The organism is Methylobacterium sp. B4 (assembly GCF_003201865.1).
Lineage (GTDB): Bacteria > Pseudomonadota > Alphaproteobacteria > Rhizobiales > Beijerinckiaceae > Methylobacterium.
Map to the genome: position 1 here is coordinate 16,300 of NZ_QJJJ01000034.1, position 14,880 is coordinate 31,179.

13 protein-coding genes and 1 pseudogene are annotated in these 14,880 nt (G+C 64.6%); 4 read left to right on the forward strand and 10 right to left on the reverse strand.

Annotated features, from left to right (window positions below):
- Nucleotides 1–127: 127 nt before the first annotated feature.
- Nucleotides 128–508 carry a response regulator gene (locus tag BY998_RS22660; RefSeq protein WP_110353953.1) on the forward strand — a complete coding sequence of 127 codons (381 nt, stop codon included), beginning with the start codon at nt 128–130 and terminating at the stop codon, nt 506–508.
- 88 nt (nt 509–596) lie between these two features.
- Here BY998_RS22660 and BY998_RS22665 read toward each other — a convergent pair whose 3' ends face one another.
- Nucleotides 597–2,612, reverse strand: coding sequence for a PAS domain-containing sensor histidine kinase (locus BY998_RS22665; protein WP_181425595.1), 2,016 nt, complete (start codon nt 2,610–2,612; stop codon nt 597–599).
- A 417-nt stretch (nt 2,613–3,029) separates the two neighbouring features.
- Entirely contained in the window at nt 3,030–3,944 is a 915-nt protein-coding gene (locus BY998_RS22670; protein WP_245421711.1) for an AraC family transcriptional regulator, read from the reverse strand.
- 130 nt (nt 3,945–4,074) lie between these two features.
- Here BY998_RS22670 and BY998_RS22675 point away from each other — a divergent pair, with 130 nt between their 5' ends.
- Together BY998_RS22675 and BY998_RS22680 are read left to right on the forward strand one after the other, a co-directional pair.
- A complete protein-coding gene (locus BY998_RS22675) occupies nt 4,075–4,800 on the forward strand; it encodes an SDR family oxidoreductase (RefSeq protein WP_110353955.1) in 726 nt (241 codons plus the stop codon).
- 248 nt (nt 4,801–5,048) lie between these two features.
- A complete protein-coding gene (locus BY998_RS22680) occupies nt 5,049–5,351 on the forward strand; it encodes a DUF1330 domain-containing protein (RefSeq protein WP_110353956.1) in 303 nt (100 codons plus the stop codon).
- Between the two features lie 172 nt (nt 5,352–5,523).
- Here the strand turns inward: BY998_RS22680 and BY998_RS22685 are convergent, their stop codons facing one another.
- The 4 genes from BY998_RS22685 to BY998_RS22700 are packed head-to-tail and all read right to left on the reverse strand — an operon-like array spanning nt 5,524 to nt 8,495.
- On the reverse strand, nt 5,524–6,078 hold the full coding sequence (locus BY998_RS22685) for a cytochrome b/b6 domain-containing protein (protein WP_110353957.1): 555 nt from the start codon (nt 6,076–6,078) through the stop codon (nt 5,524–5,526).
- The gene (locus BY998_RS22690; RefSeq protein WP_110353958.1) at nt 6,075–7,187 is read right to left on the reverse strand and encodes a catalase family peroxidase; all 1,113 of its coding nucleotides are present in this window, start codon (nt 7,185–7,187) and stop codon (nt 6,075–6,077) included. Before BY998_RS22690 ends, BY998_RS22685 begins: the two co-directional genes overlap by 4 nt.
- A gap of 7 nt (nt 7,188–7,194) precedes the next feature.
- Nucleotides 7,195–7,962, reverse strand: coding sequence for an anti-sigma factor (locus BY998_RS22695; RefSeq protein WP_110353968.1), 768 nt, complete (start codon nt 7,960–7,962; stop codon nt 7,195–7,197).
- 2 nt (nt 7,963–7,964) lie between these two features.
- Entirely contained in the window at nt 7,965–8,495 is a 531-nt protein-coding gene (locus BY998_RS22700; RefSeq protein WP_110353959.1) for an RNA polymerase sigma factor, read from the reverse strand.
- A 265-nt stretch (nt 8,496–8,760) separates the two neighbouring features.
- Here BY998_RS22700 and BY998_RS22705 point away from each other — a divergent pair, with 265 nt between their 5' ends.
- On the forward strand, nt 8,761–9,045 hold the full coding sequence (locus tag BY998_RS22705; protein WP_110353960.1) for a hypothetical protein: 285 nt from the start codon (nt 8,761–8,763) through the stop codon (nt 9,043–9,045).
- Nucleotides 9,046–9,457: 412 nt separating this feature from the next.
- On the opposite strand, the gene BY998_RS22710 is transcribed toward BY998_RS22705, so the two are convergent.
- From BY998_RS22710 to BY998_RS22725, 4 genes and pseudogenes are all read right to left on the reverse strand, one after another.
- Nucleotides 9,458–11,041: a PepSY-associated TM helix domain-containing protein gene (locus tag BY998_RS22710; protein ID WP_110353961.1), complete on the reverse strand. Its 1,584-nt coding sequence runs from the start codon at nt 11,039–11,041 to the stop codon at nt 9,458–9,460.
- A gap of 32 nt (nt 11,042–11,073) precedes the next feature.
- The gene (locus BY998_RS22715; RefSeq protein WP_146221834.1) at nt 11,074–13,320 is read right to left on the reverse strand and encodes a TonB-dependent siderophore receptor; all 2,247 of its coding nucleotides are present in this window, start codon (nt 13,318–13,320) and stop codon (nt 11,074–11,076) included.
- A 139-nt stretch (nt 13,321–13,459) separates the two neighbouring features.
- Complete coding sequence (locus tag BY998_RS22720; protein WP_110353963.1) at nt 13,460–14,371, reverse strand: AraC family transcriptional regulator; 912 nt, start codon at nt 14,369–14,371, stop codon at nt 13,460–13,462.
- A gap of 78 nt (nt 14,372–14,449) precedes the next feature.
- Nucleotides 14,450–14,782: pseudogene (locus tag BY998_RS22725) on the reverse strand (DUF308 domain-containing protein); the annotation flags it as partial.
- Nucleotides 14,783–14,880: the final 98 nt, after the last annotated feature.

Consider the following 14,880-nt stretch of genomic DNA (forward strand, 5'->3'; position numbering starts at 1 on the left):
CTGCGCGCAGGGGATACTTTTCCGACGCGTCCGAGCAGGTGGTGTGCGACCGCAATCTGGCGGGCCCCCCTCGGTGAATGACGGCGTCCCTTGAAACCACGCGCTCCTGACCTCGTTTCCCTCTTCGATGGCCAGCACTAGAACCCCTTCGTCCTCCCTCGTCCTTATTGTTGAGGATGAGGACCTTGTACGCATGATGGCGACTGACATGCTGGAAGACGCCGGGTTCAGCGTCCTCGAAGCAGCGAGCGCCGACGAGGCCTTAGAGATCCTGGAAAACCGCAGCGACATTGGCGTGCTGTTCACCGACATGGAAATGCCGGGATCGATGAACGGCTTCGGGCTGGCCGCTCGGGTTGCTGAGCGTTGGCCGCACATCCGCCTGGTGATCACGTCGGGGCGGTGCCGCCCCGCGCCGCGCGATGTGCCGGACCACGGTATGTTCGTGCCCAAGCCCTATCTGGTCGAACAGGTGCTCAACGCCTTTGACAAAGCCGGACCGGTTTAACGGCCTCCCTGGTCACCGTTCAGGAGTAGGGAGATCGGCAGACTCTCTCCTGCTTGTTCCGCCCGACGGCAGGCAGTACTCGCCTGCGTCAGCTCTGCTTAGGCCGGAACGGAAGCACTTCGCCGGACGGCCGCATGATCGTCACCAACGCGCGGGCGAGGTCGGCCTGTTCGAACGGCTTGCCCAGGCGGACGAGACCCGTGAGCTTGTCCTCCGGCAGCTCGGTATAGCCACTCGCGAGGATCACCGGCAGTTCTAAGTGATCCGCGCGGATCGCCTCAATCAGCTGAACGCCAGTCATGCCCGGCATAATCTGATCGGTGATCACCAGATCGATGTTTTCGGCGGAACGGCGCAGAATACGCAGGGCCTGCTGGCCTGAGGTCGCCTCCAGCACCTCGTGGCCAAGGTCCTCCAGCATCGCTGATATGTTCATCAGCACCAGCGGATCGTCATCGACCACCAGCACCGTCATCGGGTTCAGGATCGGGAGGTCCGGGTGAGGCGTCTCGTCCTCCTGGCGCAGGAGGTTCGCCTCGGCCACAGGAAGCCACAGCTCAGCAGTCGTCCCCTGGCCCAGCGTGCTCTTGAGTACCAAGCGTCCACCAGATTGTCCGGCAAAGCCGTGGATCATGGAGAGGCCTAGGCCCGTACCCTTGCCAACACCCTTCGTGGTGAAGAAGGGCTCTGTGGCTTTGGCGAGCGTCTCTTCGCTCATGCCCATGCCCGTGTCGGTGACCGACAGGCAGACGTAGCTGCCCGCGGGAAGTCCGGCAGCCTCTCTGGTGCTAATTCGTTCTTCCCGCGCCGAGATCGTGATCGAGCCGCCGTCCGGCATCGCATCGCGGGCGTTGACGGTTAGGTTGAGCAGCGCCAGCTCCAGCTGGCTCGCATCGACGAAGGCGAGCGGCAGCCGTAGCGGAAACCGCGTGCTGACTGGGATGTTCGAACTGATCGAGCGCTGCAGCAGCTCGGCCATGCCACGCACGAGTTCGGGCACGTCGACAGGCCCTCTGGTCAGCTCCTGCCGGCGGGCGAAGGCGAGCATGCGCTTGGTCAGCGTCGCACCGCGCTCGGCCGCCTGGATCGAGTTCTCGATCAGCTGCAGCAGCTTGGGGTCATTCGGCAAACGCTTACGCGCGAGGCTCAGGTTGCCCAGCACGACCGCCAGCAGGTTGTTGAAGTCGTGCGCCACGCCGCCGGTGAGCTGGCCGATCGCCTCCATCTTCTGGGACTGAATGAACCGCGCACGCGTCGCTTCGAGTTCTTGCTGGACGTTGCGCCGCTCGGTGACGTCCCGAGTGATTTTAGCGAACCCTACCAGCTCGCCGTGATCACCGCGGATGGCGTCGATCACGACGTGCGCCCAGAAGCGGGTGCCGTCCTTGCGCACACGCCAACCCTCAGCCTCGAAGCGGCCTTCCGTGGCGGCGGTCTGCAGGGCGCGAGCGGGCAAGCCCGTGGCCTGATCCTCCTCTGTGTAGAACCGCGAGAAGTGCTGGCCGATGATTTCCTCGTCGGTGTAGCCTTTGAAGCGGTGCGCGCCGCGGTTCCAGCTCGACACCGCACCCTGTGGGTCGAGCATGTAGATGGCATAGTCCTGAACACCCTGGACGAGCAGGCGGAAGCGCTGTTCGCTCTGCCGCAGCGCGTCCTGCGTCGCCTTCCGCTCGCTCAGGTCACGCGTGATCTTAGCGTAGCCGACAAGCTGACCGGCCTCGCTGCGGATCGGGTCGATCAGCACGTGCGCCCACATCAAGGAGCCATCCTTGCGAACGCGCCAGCCTTCATGCTCGAAACGCCCCTCCGTGGCCGCGATGTGCAGGGCGCGGGCGGGTAAGTCCGTCGCTCGATCCTCAACGGTGTAAAATCGGGAAAAGTGTTGTCCGATGATTTCGTCGCGCGTGTAGCCCTTGAAGCGCTGGGCACCCGGGTTCCAGCTCGCAATATTTCCCTGGGGGTCGAGCATATAGATTGCGTAATCGACGATGGCCTCAACCAACAGCCGGTAGCGGTCATCGCGATCTGCGGCCGTTTTGAGGGCCTGAGCAGCCTTTACAAGCTGATTCTGCTGCGCATCAGGGCGGATTTGGTCGTCATCCATACGGATGACCCTACCACGCCTGATCCGGTATGGTGGATCTTTTGCCAGGTCAGGGAGAACCGTGCGCTTGCCGTTTCGGTGCATGAGATACGACCACCTCGAGCCAGGAGCTGACGCTGGGCCGACAGGCCCTGAACCGCCGCTTCCGACCCTTTGCGGCCCTTGGGAGCGTCCGCTCTCAGGCTCTCGGTGAAGCGGCGTCGGACGACCGGAATGGGTGATTTTCCGCCGGTCCGCTTTCGGGCAGCAATCGATCGAAGCGGACATCGCCTCTGTGCCCGTTCACGACCCTATGCGAACCCTCGGAAGGTGTGCTTCCCTGCAGCTTGGTGGACGGGCCTACGAGTGGGTTACGTAAATCTTTCCTGGCTGACCGCATATCAACACAGCTTCGATGAAGTTAATGTTCCAACAATACTAAAGCGCCATGACGGCAGCCGGCTCGGTGTGCAGCCGTTCGATGTCCTGCCGAGGCGGCGCGCCAAACAGACGTCGATACTCGCGGCTGAACTGCGACGGGCTCTCGTAGCCAACGGCGAAGCCAGCCGTGCCGGCTGTTGCGCCACCGACCAGCATCAGGCGCCGCGCCTCCTGCAAGCGCAACTGCTTCTGGTATTCGAGCGGAGTCATGCCCGTGATGGCCTTGAAGTGCGCGTGGAGCGAGGAGGGACTCATGCCCGCTTCGGCGGCGACCTCATCGATGCGGATTTGACTGTCGAAGCGCCGGCGGATCACGGTGATGGCGCGGTTGACCTGGTTAAGGTGGCTACCGACCGTCGCGAGGCGGCGTAGCATAGGACCATGCGGTCCGGTGAGCAGGCGGTAAAGGATCTCGCGTTCGATCAGCGGCGCGAGAGCGCCGATGGTTTCGGGCCGGTCAAGCAGCCGCACAAGTCGACAGGCCGCGTCGATCAGGTCCGAATCGCTCGGGTATACCTCGACCACCGGCAGATCAGTGCGCGGCACCTCGCCTGCTTCCGCCACCATCAGATCAGCGAGGATCGTGGGGTCGAAGTCGATCTTGCAGCAGAGATAAGGCTTGTCCGGGCTGGCTTCGATGATGTTGCAGACCGCCGGCAGATCGACCGAGACGAGCAGGTAGTTTGCGGCATCGTAGACCACGCTGCGCCCGCCGATCAGGACACGGTTCGCTCCCTGGGCGATCAGGCACAACCCCGCGTCATAAACGACAGGCGTTGGGATGCTGAGGTGATCCGTATGGATCAGCGACAGGCGGGGTATGGCCGTAGCGCAGAACCCTGTGCCGGCGACGTGCCGTTCGATGACCTGCGCAAGCTCCGCAATTTTCTCCATGCAGCCCTGCTCGCCCAAGCCTGCGGATCGCGCAAGCGCCGATCACCGGTCTTGGAGGATCGTGCAATACGCTCGGAGGATCGCTCTACCGCCCCTCGCCACTGCTGCGCCATCAGGATGCCGTCACCCAAGACGTGAAAGAAGCATCATGACGCGGACAATCGAAAAGGTCGTTCTCATCACCGGCGCATCGAGCGGCATCGGCGAAGCGACCACGCGCGAACTGGCGGCGGCGGGCGCACGGCTGTTCATCGGCGCCCGCCGCACCGACCGACTGAAGGCGCTCGCGGACGAAATGGGCGAGAACGTCGCGTGGCGCGAACTCGACGTGACGGACGCCAACGCATTCGACGCTTTCGCCACGGCTGCCGAGGAGCGGTTCGGCCGAGTGGACGCGCTGGTCAACAATGCAGGGATCATGCCCCTCTCCATGCTCGCCGACCTCAAGCGGGACGAGTGGAAGCGGATGATCGACGTGAACATTCACGGCGTCCTCAACGGCATCGCCGCAGTGTTGCCGCGCTTCGTTGCGCAGCAGAACGGACACGTCATCAACGTCGCGTCGGTCGCCGCACGTATGGTGGTGCCATCGTCGTCTGTTTATTCCGCGACCAAGCACGCGGTGCGCGTGATCACCGATGGATTGCGGCAGGAGCATAACAACATCCGCGCGACCCTCATCTCGCCGGGCACCACCACGACCGAGCTTGGCCACGACGTTACCGATCCCAACATTGCGGCCTGGATCCAGCAGTCGATGCCAACCGGTCAGTCCCCCTTCGCGATCGCACGCGCGATCCGCTACGCGCTCGAACAGCCCGATGATGTCGATGTCAGCGAGTTGGTCGTGCGCCCAACGGCATCCCCGCTGTAAAGACCGACGATGCGGCCAGTCTCCGGTGTCCATGAATCGGAGAGTGGCGTTCGCCCGACGATTGGCGATGACCGTCCGGCACGCGATGGGCCTTCTCGGGCGACACGTTGTCCCGGCAGCGCAGCTTACCCCAACCCGTAGGCCGATGAGCAGCACAACGCGCTCACCCTCCCGCCGAGCGTGCAGCTTCGGCCGAGGCCGTTGTTTGTTTTGAAAAATTCGAGTAATTGCTCAAGTAGGATACACTTATGGCCGCCTACATTATCTTCTGTACGACGGAAGTGCATGATGAGGAACGCTTGGCCGAGTATCGCCGCCAGGTCGTGCCGCTCCTTCAAACAACTCCAGGCCTTAAGGTATTTGCGGGTCCGATACCGATTACCTTAGAGGGTCCCCCGTTGGTTGTCGCCGTGGTGGCCGAGCTGCCCGACTTGGAAGCAGCGAAGCGGTGGTACTACTCCGCCAACTATCAGCGCGTTGCGGCAATTCGGCATGCAGCTTCGAGGGGATTCGCGTTCATCGTCGAGTCTTTTACCCCTCCAAAACACTGATAAATATTGGCGGAACCACTACATCCAAGAATGGGTGGGACGAGGACCGTCTGCTTTGGAGTGAGGGGCCGAAGCCTGCTTTCCACCCCATCCGGACCTTCGGTGGCAGCACCTCGAATGTCCGCTTGGTGCAGGACAGCCGAAGGAAGCGAGGTCTGTCAGAGGCCGCTGCTCAGAAACTCCCAGCCGAGCGCCGCGAGCGCCAAGGCGCCATGCTGCTGAAGACGCCATCCTGGCGGATCAGCCCGTGCAGCAGCGCCGCGCCGAGATGCGCCAGTATGAGGCCGAACAGCCCGTAGGCCAGAGTGGTGTGGAGTTCGCGCAGCCATGCATAGAGCATCGGGTTCTGCGGCAGGATCGGCGGCAGCACCAGCGGCCCGACCACCGCGACGGGGATGCGCCCCGCCGACAGCATCGCCCAGCCGACGAGCGGCATGGCCAGCATCAGCCCGTAGAGTGCGATGTGCGAGGCATGCGCGGCCCGCCGCTGCCACAGGGGCAAATCCGTCGGTAGAGGCGGCGGGGGACGATGCCAGCGGTGGGCGAGCCGCAGGATCGCCAGAAGCAGGATCAGGAGGCCGAGCGGGCGATGCAGCGCGACCAGCGTGCCGTAATCGGCCAGCGAGCCCACCATCGCGACGCCGATGAACAGCATGGCTAGGATCAGCACCGCCATGCTCCAGTGCAACAGACGGGCCGGAAGGTTGAAACGGGTGGGGTGCGTCACCGGGCGTCTCCTCGGTCGGCCGTCGCGGCCACGGCGCTGGGGCTCGTCGCCTCGCCGGCCCGGCGGGTGAAGGAGCGGGCATAGGCGGCCGAGCGGGCGCTCAGCAGCGGATCGTCGGACGGCGCGATGCCGTCCGGCAGGACGAGCGGGTCGAAGTTGACGTCCCGGCAATTGCCGGCCTCCTCGGGCGTCGCACCGACGAGGGTCAACGTGCCCACGTCCACGCTCTCGCGGTCGGAGGGCCAGGGCAGGGTCGCGTCGGCGGTGGCATCGACCGCCCGACCGATCGTGACGACGAGACGCCAGTGCAGCGGCTCCTGCCGAAGCTGCGCCACGAGGTTGTCGAACAGATAGTTCTTGTCCGTCCGTGCGGCTTGTGCGGCGGTCTCCCGCGCCGCCGGCCGCTCGGGCACGAGGGCCCAGCGCACCGGCGTGGCACGGCCGTCGGCGGCCACGAACCGGAAGGCGTTCAGGCTGCGGAAGGTGCTGTCGGCAAAGCCCTCGGTGATCGTGCGCGCCTTGATCAGGCCCGCGGCCTTCGCGCTCTCCGGATGGGTGGCGAAGAACGCCTTCATGCGCTCCGGGTCGGGCTTGCCGGTGGCCGGGTCCGGCTTGGCCGCAAGCAGTTGCTCGAAGAACGCCTCGGGCGTGCGCACGGGGAAGACCGGGAGGGCGTTCATGCCCGTGCGCCACTCCTCCCGGTCCGGCAGCCGGAATCGCAGAGCGAGGCTGCGCACGGTCGTTGCGGCGTCGGCCGCGTAGGGTTGCCCGCCCGCGAGCGCGACCCGTCCCTCGACCGGCGTCACGCGTCCCGCTGCGAACACGCCCGCCCTCGAGAGGGCGGCGCCCGCTCCGTTGCCGGCGAAGGTGCCAGTTACGCACAGGCCCTTGGCATGGTTGCGCCGGAAGCCCGGATGCGGGCCGTTCACCTGCTCGAAGCGATCGACGATGCGAGCCGGGGTCAGCGCGGACGGCGACAGCCAGCCGCCCGCGGCGGCGAAGGCGCCGGCCGTGCCGGCGAGCAGCGCCCCGATGGCGGAAAAGCGCAGCATCAGGGCGCGCGGGGTCATTCCGGGCGGAGCCCCGGTCAGGCGGTGCAGCAGGGTCATGGAAGCCTCAGGTGTTCGTCGCGGTCGTGCGGCGGATCTCGTTGGCGAGCGGATGCAGGACGGCGGGATCGCTCGCACCGACGAGGCTGTAGCCGAGCCCGTTCTGGGCCCAGGCGTAGCCGGTGGCCGATCCCGTCCGGTGCTCGCGCATCGGCGCGTCGCCCGGCTGGGCCATGGGCCGCATCAGCATGACGAGCCGCGTGCCGCGCGGGTCGTCGTACATCAGCAGGCCCGCCGGGCCGTGCGGCGTGGCGACGAGGCGCCCGCCCATCAGCCGGTAGCCGGAGCCGCTCAGGTCCGGCACGCCCACGCGGCGGTCGAGCCGGGCGGAGAACCAGTGGGCGAGTTCGTCACTGTTGCTGGCCGCGAGTTCGACCGGGCGCAGGCGGTCGGGAGCATAGACGGCGTAGTTCGCGCTCGCTTCCTGGGCCAGGGCATCGACGCCGGTCATGGGCGCAGACAGCGTGCCGCGAAGGCCCCAGCCGCCGATGCCGCCCAGCGCCAGCAGCGCGGTCGCGGCCGCGGCCTGCCAAGCGGGTAGACGCGGGCGCCGTCGCGCCTCGACGAGGTGGGCGAGGTTGAGCTGGGCCGGGACCGGCTCGGCGGCCACCGGCGCAAAGGCGCTCCGCAAGGCGTCGTTGAGCCCGCGCATGCGCTCGACGCGCCGGCTGAGATCGGGATGGTGAGCGAGGTAGGCCTCGACCTCGGCCCGGCGTGCCGCCTCCAAGCGTTCATCGACGAAGGCCTGGATGTCGTCCTCGGTGATCGGGCGCACGGTCACTTCACCCTCCTGAGCAGCGGACGCCCGGCGGGGGCGGATGCGCGCTCCCCGTCCATGAGCTGGATCATCCGGTCGCGGGCGCGGGCCAAGCGCGACATCACGGTGCCGATTGGAATGGCGAGCACCTGGGCCGCCTCGGCGTAGGAGAGCCCCTCCACGCTCACGAGCAGCAGCACCCCGCGCTGCTCCTCGGGCAGCGCATCGAGCGCCGCCGTCAGGTCGCGCTGGAGCAGGCCCTCGTCCTGGTTCGGGGCGACCGCCAGGGTCGCCTCCGGTGCGTCTTCAACTGGCATCGACGTGCCGCGGCGGGCGCGCTGGCGCATCTGGCTCACGGCGAGATTGTGGAGGATGGCGTAGAGCCACGTGCGCACGTCGCCGTCCGTCCGGCGCTGAGGCCACCGGCCGATGGCGCGCTCTAGGCAGTCCTGGACGAGGTCGTCGGCATCGGTCGGGTTGCGCAGGAGCGCGCGGGCATAACGGCGAAGAGCCGGGATGAGCGGCTCGATGAGGCGGACCATATCGCTCACGGCCAGTCTCCTGACATGCACGGACTTCCCTAGGCCGAGCCGCCCGCGGCAAGGGCGCCCGGCGACGGCATGGGAGCAGAGACGCCGTTTCTCGACGTTTATTCCGAACCCCTCCCGATTTTTCTTCGTCGCACCGCATGACCGAAGCGGAGCGATAAAGTCGCAATTTTTCGAACTGCGCCCGGAATAATTCGCGAAAAATGGCGTCTGTCAGGTCGTTGCCGGGCTGAGCGAAGCGTTCGGCAGGCAAACCAAGGAGCCTGATATGTACAGCATCAAGCACAAAGCTCTCGTCCTGCTCGTCGCCGTTGGTGCTCTTGCCACGGCCAGTGCCGGCGCCAGCACGAAGGCCGTCGCGCCGGAGCGAGCCTGTTCGGGATTCTGCACGTCCGCGCTCGCCTCCGCCTGGGCGACTGGCACGACGCCGCGCATCGATTTCTTCGAGACCGACCCCGACTCCGCCAACGCCAACAACCCCGCCCTGCCGCCCTACGCCCGCGGCCGGGGACAGGAGACGGGCGGGCCCGCCCGGGAGCTGATACCGAATTGAGGCGAGCGCGCTCGCCTGCGCCGACCCGTCAAGCTGGCTGTCCACCCCAGCGGTGGAACGACTGCTGGGGGCGTCAGCTTCTGACACCGGACGGACAGCCTCAGGAACCGAATATTTGCCCTTGGCCGTCGAATCGAAGTTGGCATATGGGCACAAAGCCGTCGTTCAGCGAGCAGATACAGAACGACGGCTTCGCACCCCCTCCAGACCTTCGACGGAACGAATCGAATGTCTGCAAGGGGTCAGGAGTTCGCGTGCGTATTAGACAGCAACGCGCATAAAAGGCGTCAGTTGGCTGGCGTGGTCTGGACCGCCATTCTCGATCTTGAGAGGGCTTTCGGATGTTCTGCTTCGGGGACGGCCAGTGAGAACCTTTGCTGACAGTGGGCGCAGGCGGTCCTCACCGCATGATCTATCTGACTTGCGTGGAGCTAGGAATCGGTAAATTGACAAGATCTGACTGCGCTCTCTGCGTCCGACAGTCATAGGCGCGGTGCATGACCTTGCGTGCTGCCAGGACGAGGCCAACGCTGATACACAGCATGGCCCCGTCGAACAGGAAGAAGAACGGCTCGATGCGAGGCTCCGCACGATCCGCCAGCAGGATCCGCAATCCGTCCGCAGCGGCAACAGCCGCGAACAGGATGGATGCAGTCGTCAAGAGTTCCGACCACGCCCGGGATCGAGGACGGAGGGCGGCAACAAACGCGGTCGCGACCCAAGCCGTGAAGAAGGCCAGGACTTCCAATTCTGCACGGTCTGCAAGACCGATGGAAAGGAGGCGGTTCGCCAGGAGGTAGACAGCGATCGCGATCGGTAGGCCGGCGATCGTCGTGACGTTGAGCACGTGGACGAGCCGCCACCCGAATCCTGGCCTGCTGCGACCGGCCTTCGGCAAGCGCGCGGCTGTCCAAAGAAGCAGCCCCGTCGCGACCATTGCGCAGCCCATCAGGCCGCTCAGGAAAAACAGCAGCCGTAGGGCCGGGCCTGCGAAATGCGCCTCGTGCAGGCCGACCATCGTCGCGAAGGTTCGAGCCGCGGCTCGCGGCTCCTCGGTTCGGCCGAGTTCGGCACCAGTGACGCCATCGAAAGATATCTGAGGGTGGACATGAGCGAGGCCGTGCGGTTCCTCGAATATGGCCAGCACCGTGGCGTTCACATCGTATGGATGGTTCACCGTGATCCGTTCAAGCGGCTGCGGTACCGCGTCGATCGCTCGGGTGACAAAGGAGCCAAGCGGCAACAGAGCACCCGGCTGTCCGAGCGGTGTGCGAAGTGGCAAGATCTGCCCAGCCTCGGCATAGAAGCGCGGCGCATCGCCGTGGTAGGCGATCTGCACACCCCAGGGCATGTAGAGGAGGGCAAAGGTGATTAGTCCCGTATAGGTGATCATCAGGTGGAAGGGTAACGCCAACACACCACTGACGTTGTGGGCGTCAAGCCAGCCACGTTGGACCGACTTTGCGTTGCGACGGAAGGTGAAAAAATCGGCAAAGATGCGTCGGTGTGTGATGATTCCGGAGACGAGCGCAATCAGCATGATCATTGCGCAGATGCCGACGACCCAACGGCCCCAGAGTGGGGGCATATGCAGTTCGAAGTGAAAGCGGTAAAAGAAGTCGCCGCCCTTTGTGGCCCGGACCTTGGCAGGTTCGCCAGTCTGAGGATCGAGTAGCGCGTGTCCGGTCGGTGGCCCGGGCCGCGACCGCCAGTACAGCTCAATTAATGGGAAGTCGGCGCTTGGCATGCCGATCGACCAGCCCGTAGCATCGCCGGCATGAGCCTTCAGATAGCGCACGCCGTGCTCGGCCGCTCGGCTGAGACGCTCTGAGTTCGGGTCGGCCATGGCGACCAATTCGGGTCGCATCCAGCGCGATATCTCCGACCGATAGTAGCTCGCGGTGCCGGTTACGAACACCGCGAACAGCACCCACCCGACCATAAGCCCGGACCAGGCGTGTAGCCACGCCATCGATTGCCGGAAGCTGGCCTTCATCGGCGCACTCCAATCACTATCGGTCCAGGCCGTTACCAGCGGTAGCTGAGGGTAGCCAGGATCGTGCGCGGGTTGCCGTAGTAGCAGGAGCCGAGAGTATCGCAGGTACCGACATAGACCTTGTCGAGGAGGTTCGTAGCGTTGATTGCAAAGGTTGCGCCCACCCAGGCTGGGTCGAGCTTGACGAGATCGTAGCGGACGACCGCGTCAAACAGCGTGTAGGACGGTATGCGGATAGTGTTCGCCAGATCGCCGAAATGGTCGCCGAAGAAGCGCACACCACCTCCGACGGTCAGCCCGATCAGCGGCCCATCTTGGAACGTATAGGTCCCGAACAGCGCCGCCTGATTGTAGGGCGTCACCGGAAGACGAGCACCGACACGCGGCGCGGTCGGCCCAGTGCCAGTCTGGCTTATACGGGCGTCGAGATAGCTATAGGCGGCGACAACGTCGAAGCCTTCGAAGGCCGTTACCTTGGCCTCGGCCTCGAACCCTTCCGCACGCACCCCGCCGACCTGCGCCTGGAAGCCGAGGGTGGTCGGCACCAGCACGTTCTGCTGGTCGATCGAGAAGCCTGCGAGCGTGAACAGGCTCGCGGTGCCGGGCGGTTGGTACTTCAGGCCGCCCTCAATCTGGTCGCCAGTCGTTGGGCGGAATGGCGTTGAGCCTGCTCCAAGGGCGGTCGGCGGCACGATACCGTTGTATCCGGTGCCAGTCGCTGGCTGGAACAGTGTCGAGTAGCTCACATAAGGACTCACCCCCGCCTCGAACTCGTAGAGCAGTCCGGTGCGATAGGTGAAGGCGCGGTCGGTCTGGTCGATACGCGTGCCGGCCACCTGCTGCAGCGTAGTGCTCGTCACGGTGTCGTGGCGGCCACTCAGCATCAACACCCAGCGGTCGAACCGGATCTGGTCCTGCGCATAGACGCCAACCTGCTCCAGGTTCTGGCGCACGCGGGCGGTGATCGGCGGCAGGGCGGTCACACCGCGATAGATCGGGTTGAAGACATCGAGGCTTGCGAAGGTGCCATTGCGGGTGGCGAAACCAATGTCAAAGGTGCGCACGTCTAGTCCGAAGAGGAAGGTGTGCGCGAGAGGGCCTGTCGCTGCGTTCAGAACAAGCTGGTTGTCCATTGTGAAGGCATTGACGTTGTCATCGAACCGTACGGCACGTCGCGTGACATTGCGGTAATCGGTGACCACGCCGCCCGCTGTCGGAAACCCAAACCCGCGCACCACCGGCAGATCGGCATTGACGCCAGAGTAACGCAGGTTCTGCCGGAAGGTCAGCGCCTCGTCGAAGCGGTGCTCGAATTCATATCCGATGCCAAACTGCTCGCGGCGGTAGGCGTCGTAGCCGGGCTCACCCAGGAAAAGGGATCGCCGGATGCGGCCGTTGGGGTTCGGTGTCAGAGTTCCCTGCGAGGGTAGGAACTGAAGCGACTTGGTATCGTCCTTGATGTAGTAGCCGAGCACCGTGACCTGCGTTGCGGCATCGGGTCGGAAGGTCACGCTTGGCGCAATGAATGCTCGGTCGTCATTGACGGTATCGACGATGGTGTCGGACAGCCGCCCCAGGCCGACCACCCGGTAGAGCACGCGCTTGTCCGGATCGACCGGACCGGTGACATCGAAGGCGCCGACGGCGCGCCCGTAGCTACCGCCCTGCACCAGCACCTCGTGGTAGGGCACGTCGAGAGGTTTTTTGCTGACGAAATTCACGAGACCGCCCGGCGGCGACTGACCGTACAGGACGGATGCCGGGCCCTTGAGCACCTCCAGACGCTCGATGCCGTAAGGCTCGTAGCGCGACCAGGCATAGGTGCCCTTAGGCAATTGCAGCCCGTCGAGATATTCAGGCACGTCGAAGCCGCGTACCTTGATCCAATCGAAGCGGGGATCACCTCCGAAGCGCTCCACCTGCACGCCCGCAGTGTAGCGCAACGCTTCGCTGGGGGTCTGTGCGCCTGTCGCGCGGATTTGGTCAGCCGTGACAACGCTGATGGCTTGGGGCGTCGCGATCAGCGGTGTGTCGGTCTTGGTCCCAGTGGCGCTGCGCTTCGCTGTAAAGCCACGCACAGGTCCGCTCGCTCGCTCTGGTCCCAGCGCTCCGTCCGCTCCGCTTCCATTCCCAGCAGCGCCCACGACGGACAACTCTCCCAGCGTGACCTCTGAGGCCGCTTGCGACAATGCGTGGCCGGTCGAAGCAGTCAGCGCAGCGGTGCAGGCTGCGGCTAACAAAGATCGTTTGGAGAAATGCATCGCGTCGAACCCCAGCACGACACGACGATCGTGCGTCTCACCCACAACTCGGAGCGTAGAGCCAAGGAATAACCACCTGCGCCCAAAGCGACAACGATTGTGACTTTAGCATTAAGAACTTTTTCTTTCGCGAAAACTTAGGCCGATTCTAAGGAGGTCATAGGGGGCTCGATCTTGCAGCCACGAGAGAACTCGGCGCGAGGCCGAACCTACGGCGGAACAGCGTCGCGAAATGAGCAGGGGAGTACCCGATCGCCAGAGCAACCTCGCCCACGGACGCCCTCTCGCTTGCAAGCATGCGATAGGCTATCTGCAGTCTGCGCTCTTGCAGGAAGGCGTAGGGCGTCATGCCATAGGTCGCTCGAAACCCTCGGTTGAGCTTGGATGGGTTAAGACCAGTTCGGCGCGCAATAGCAGTCAAGTCCGGAGCCGTGTCGAGGCGCTCCAGTAATAGAACGTGGGCAGCCTCAATCCGGCCCTGCTCGGTTGGAGTCAGCGAGCGAGGACGCCGCGAACATCCGGTAGGGCCTTCGTGTCCGAGGACGAGGGCCATCAGTTCCAGCGCCTTGGCTGCTTGGAACAGGGGATGCCCGGCTGGCCCGGACACTGCGAGGATTTGCCCAGCCACCGCCTGGATGGCAGCGTCGGCAGCCTGCGCCTCGAAGAAGGGCGCATCTGCCGCGTCGAAGGCGCGCCGCACCATCGGGGATGTGTCCACGTGCAGGTAGGCGCGCGCAAAATCGAGGTCTGCCTGAATATGGACGCTGCTCAGGGCGCAGGGAGCGAAGACCTGCACGCGAGAGTACAGGCTCGCACTGACGCCGAACAGAAGGCCCGGCGCTTCCACGGCGACCTCGGGAGCATTTCCTGCCTTGAGCCACATCTGTCCTTGCAGATAAACGACGATGCGCAGCCCCGCCTGGATCGGCGCGGTGGTTTTGAGCGGTTCAGTAAGGCTCGTTGTGTGGGTGAAGACGCTAAGCCGACCGTCGAAGTGATGCGCAGCTGTGCTGTTAAGAGAAGCTCCCCGTGAGTTGAGTTTGCCAGCAGTTAACGGCCCTTCTGACATTCGTTATGACCAAGCGCTCAACTGAGGTTTGAGGTAGATTTTAATTATTCTACTTTAAACATCTATACTTTTTCTTACTCATAATCGATGCTTGAGATTTATGCCAGACAAATAAGGTGCGATCCGTTGCGTTGCTCCCTTCCGGGCCTGCGCCACGGTCAACCACACGGCCGAGACCAGGAAGTAGAAGGCGCCGAACGCGGCGTAGGGGGCGATGTCCGTGATCCCGGGCGTCGAGGCACCATTCGCCTTGAAGATGAAGTAGGTGCCCGCGAGGGCCGACTGGGCTCCGCTCAGCGCCATCGCCCACTGAGCACCTGCATTCCAGCGCCGCACGCCGGTTGCAAGCTGCAGCAGGCCGGACAGGATCGCCCAGACCCCGAACACCGCCAGCACCGCGTGCTGGCTCCACCTTAGGTGTATGGTCCCGGGATGAGGTGTGACGGGTTGATCCTGAAGCGATTGGGCTCTTTCGTCCAGGCATTCAGGATGAACTCGGTGGGTGTCAG

Coding starts and splice junctions, on each gene's coding strand:
- BY998_RS22710 (WP_110353961.1), bottom strand. CDS start 11,041: ATGAAGGCCAGCTTCCGGCAATCGATGGCGTGGCTACACGCCTGGTCC.
- BY998_RS22720 (WP_110353963.1), bottom strand. CDS start 14,371: ATGTCAGAAGGGCCGTTAACTGCTGGCAAACTCAACTCACGGGGAGCT.
- BY998_RS22665 (WP_181425595.1), bottom strand. CDS start 2,612: ATGGATGACGACCAAATCCGCCCTGATGCGCAGCAGAATCAGCTTGTA.
- BY998_RS22680 (WP_110353956.1), top strand. CDS start 5,049: ATGGCCGCCTACATTATCTTCTGTACGACGGAAGTGCATGATGAGGAA.
- BY998_RS22660 (WP_110353953.1), top strand. CDS start 128: ATGGCCAGCACTAGAACCCCTTCGTCCTCCCTCGTCCTTATTGTTGAG.
- BY998_RS22705 (WP_110353960.1), top strand. CDS start 8,761: ATGTACAGCATCAAGCACAAAGCTCTCGTCCTGCTCGTCGCCGTTGGT.
- BY998_RS22675 (WP_110353955.1), top strand. CDS start 4,075: ATGACGCGGACAATCGAAAAGGTCGTTCTCATCACCGGCGCATCGAGC.
- BY998_RS22690 (WP_110353958.1), bottom strand. CDS start 7,187: ATGACCCTGCTGCACCGCCTGACCGGGGCTCCGCCCGGAATGACCCCG.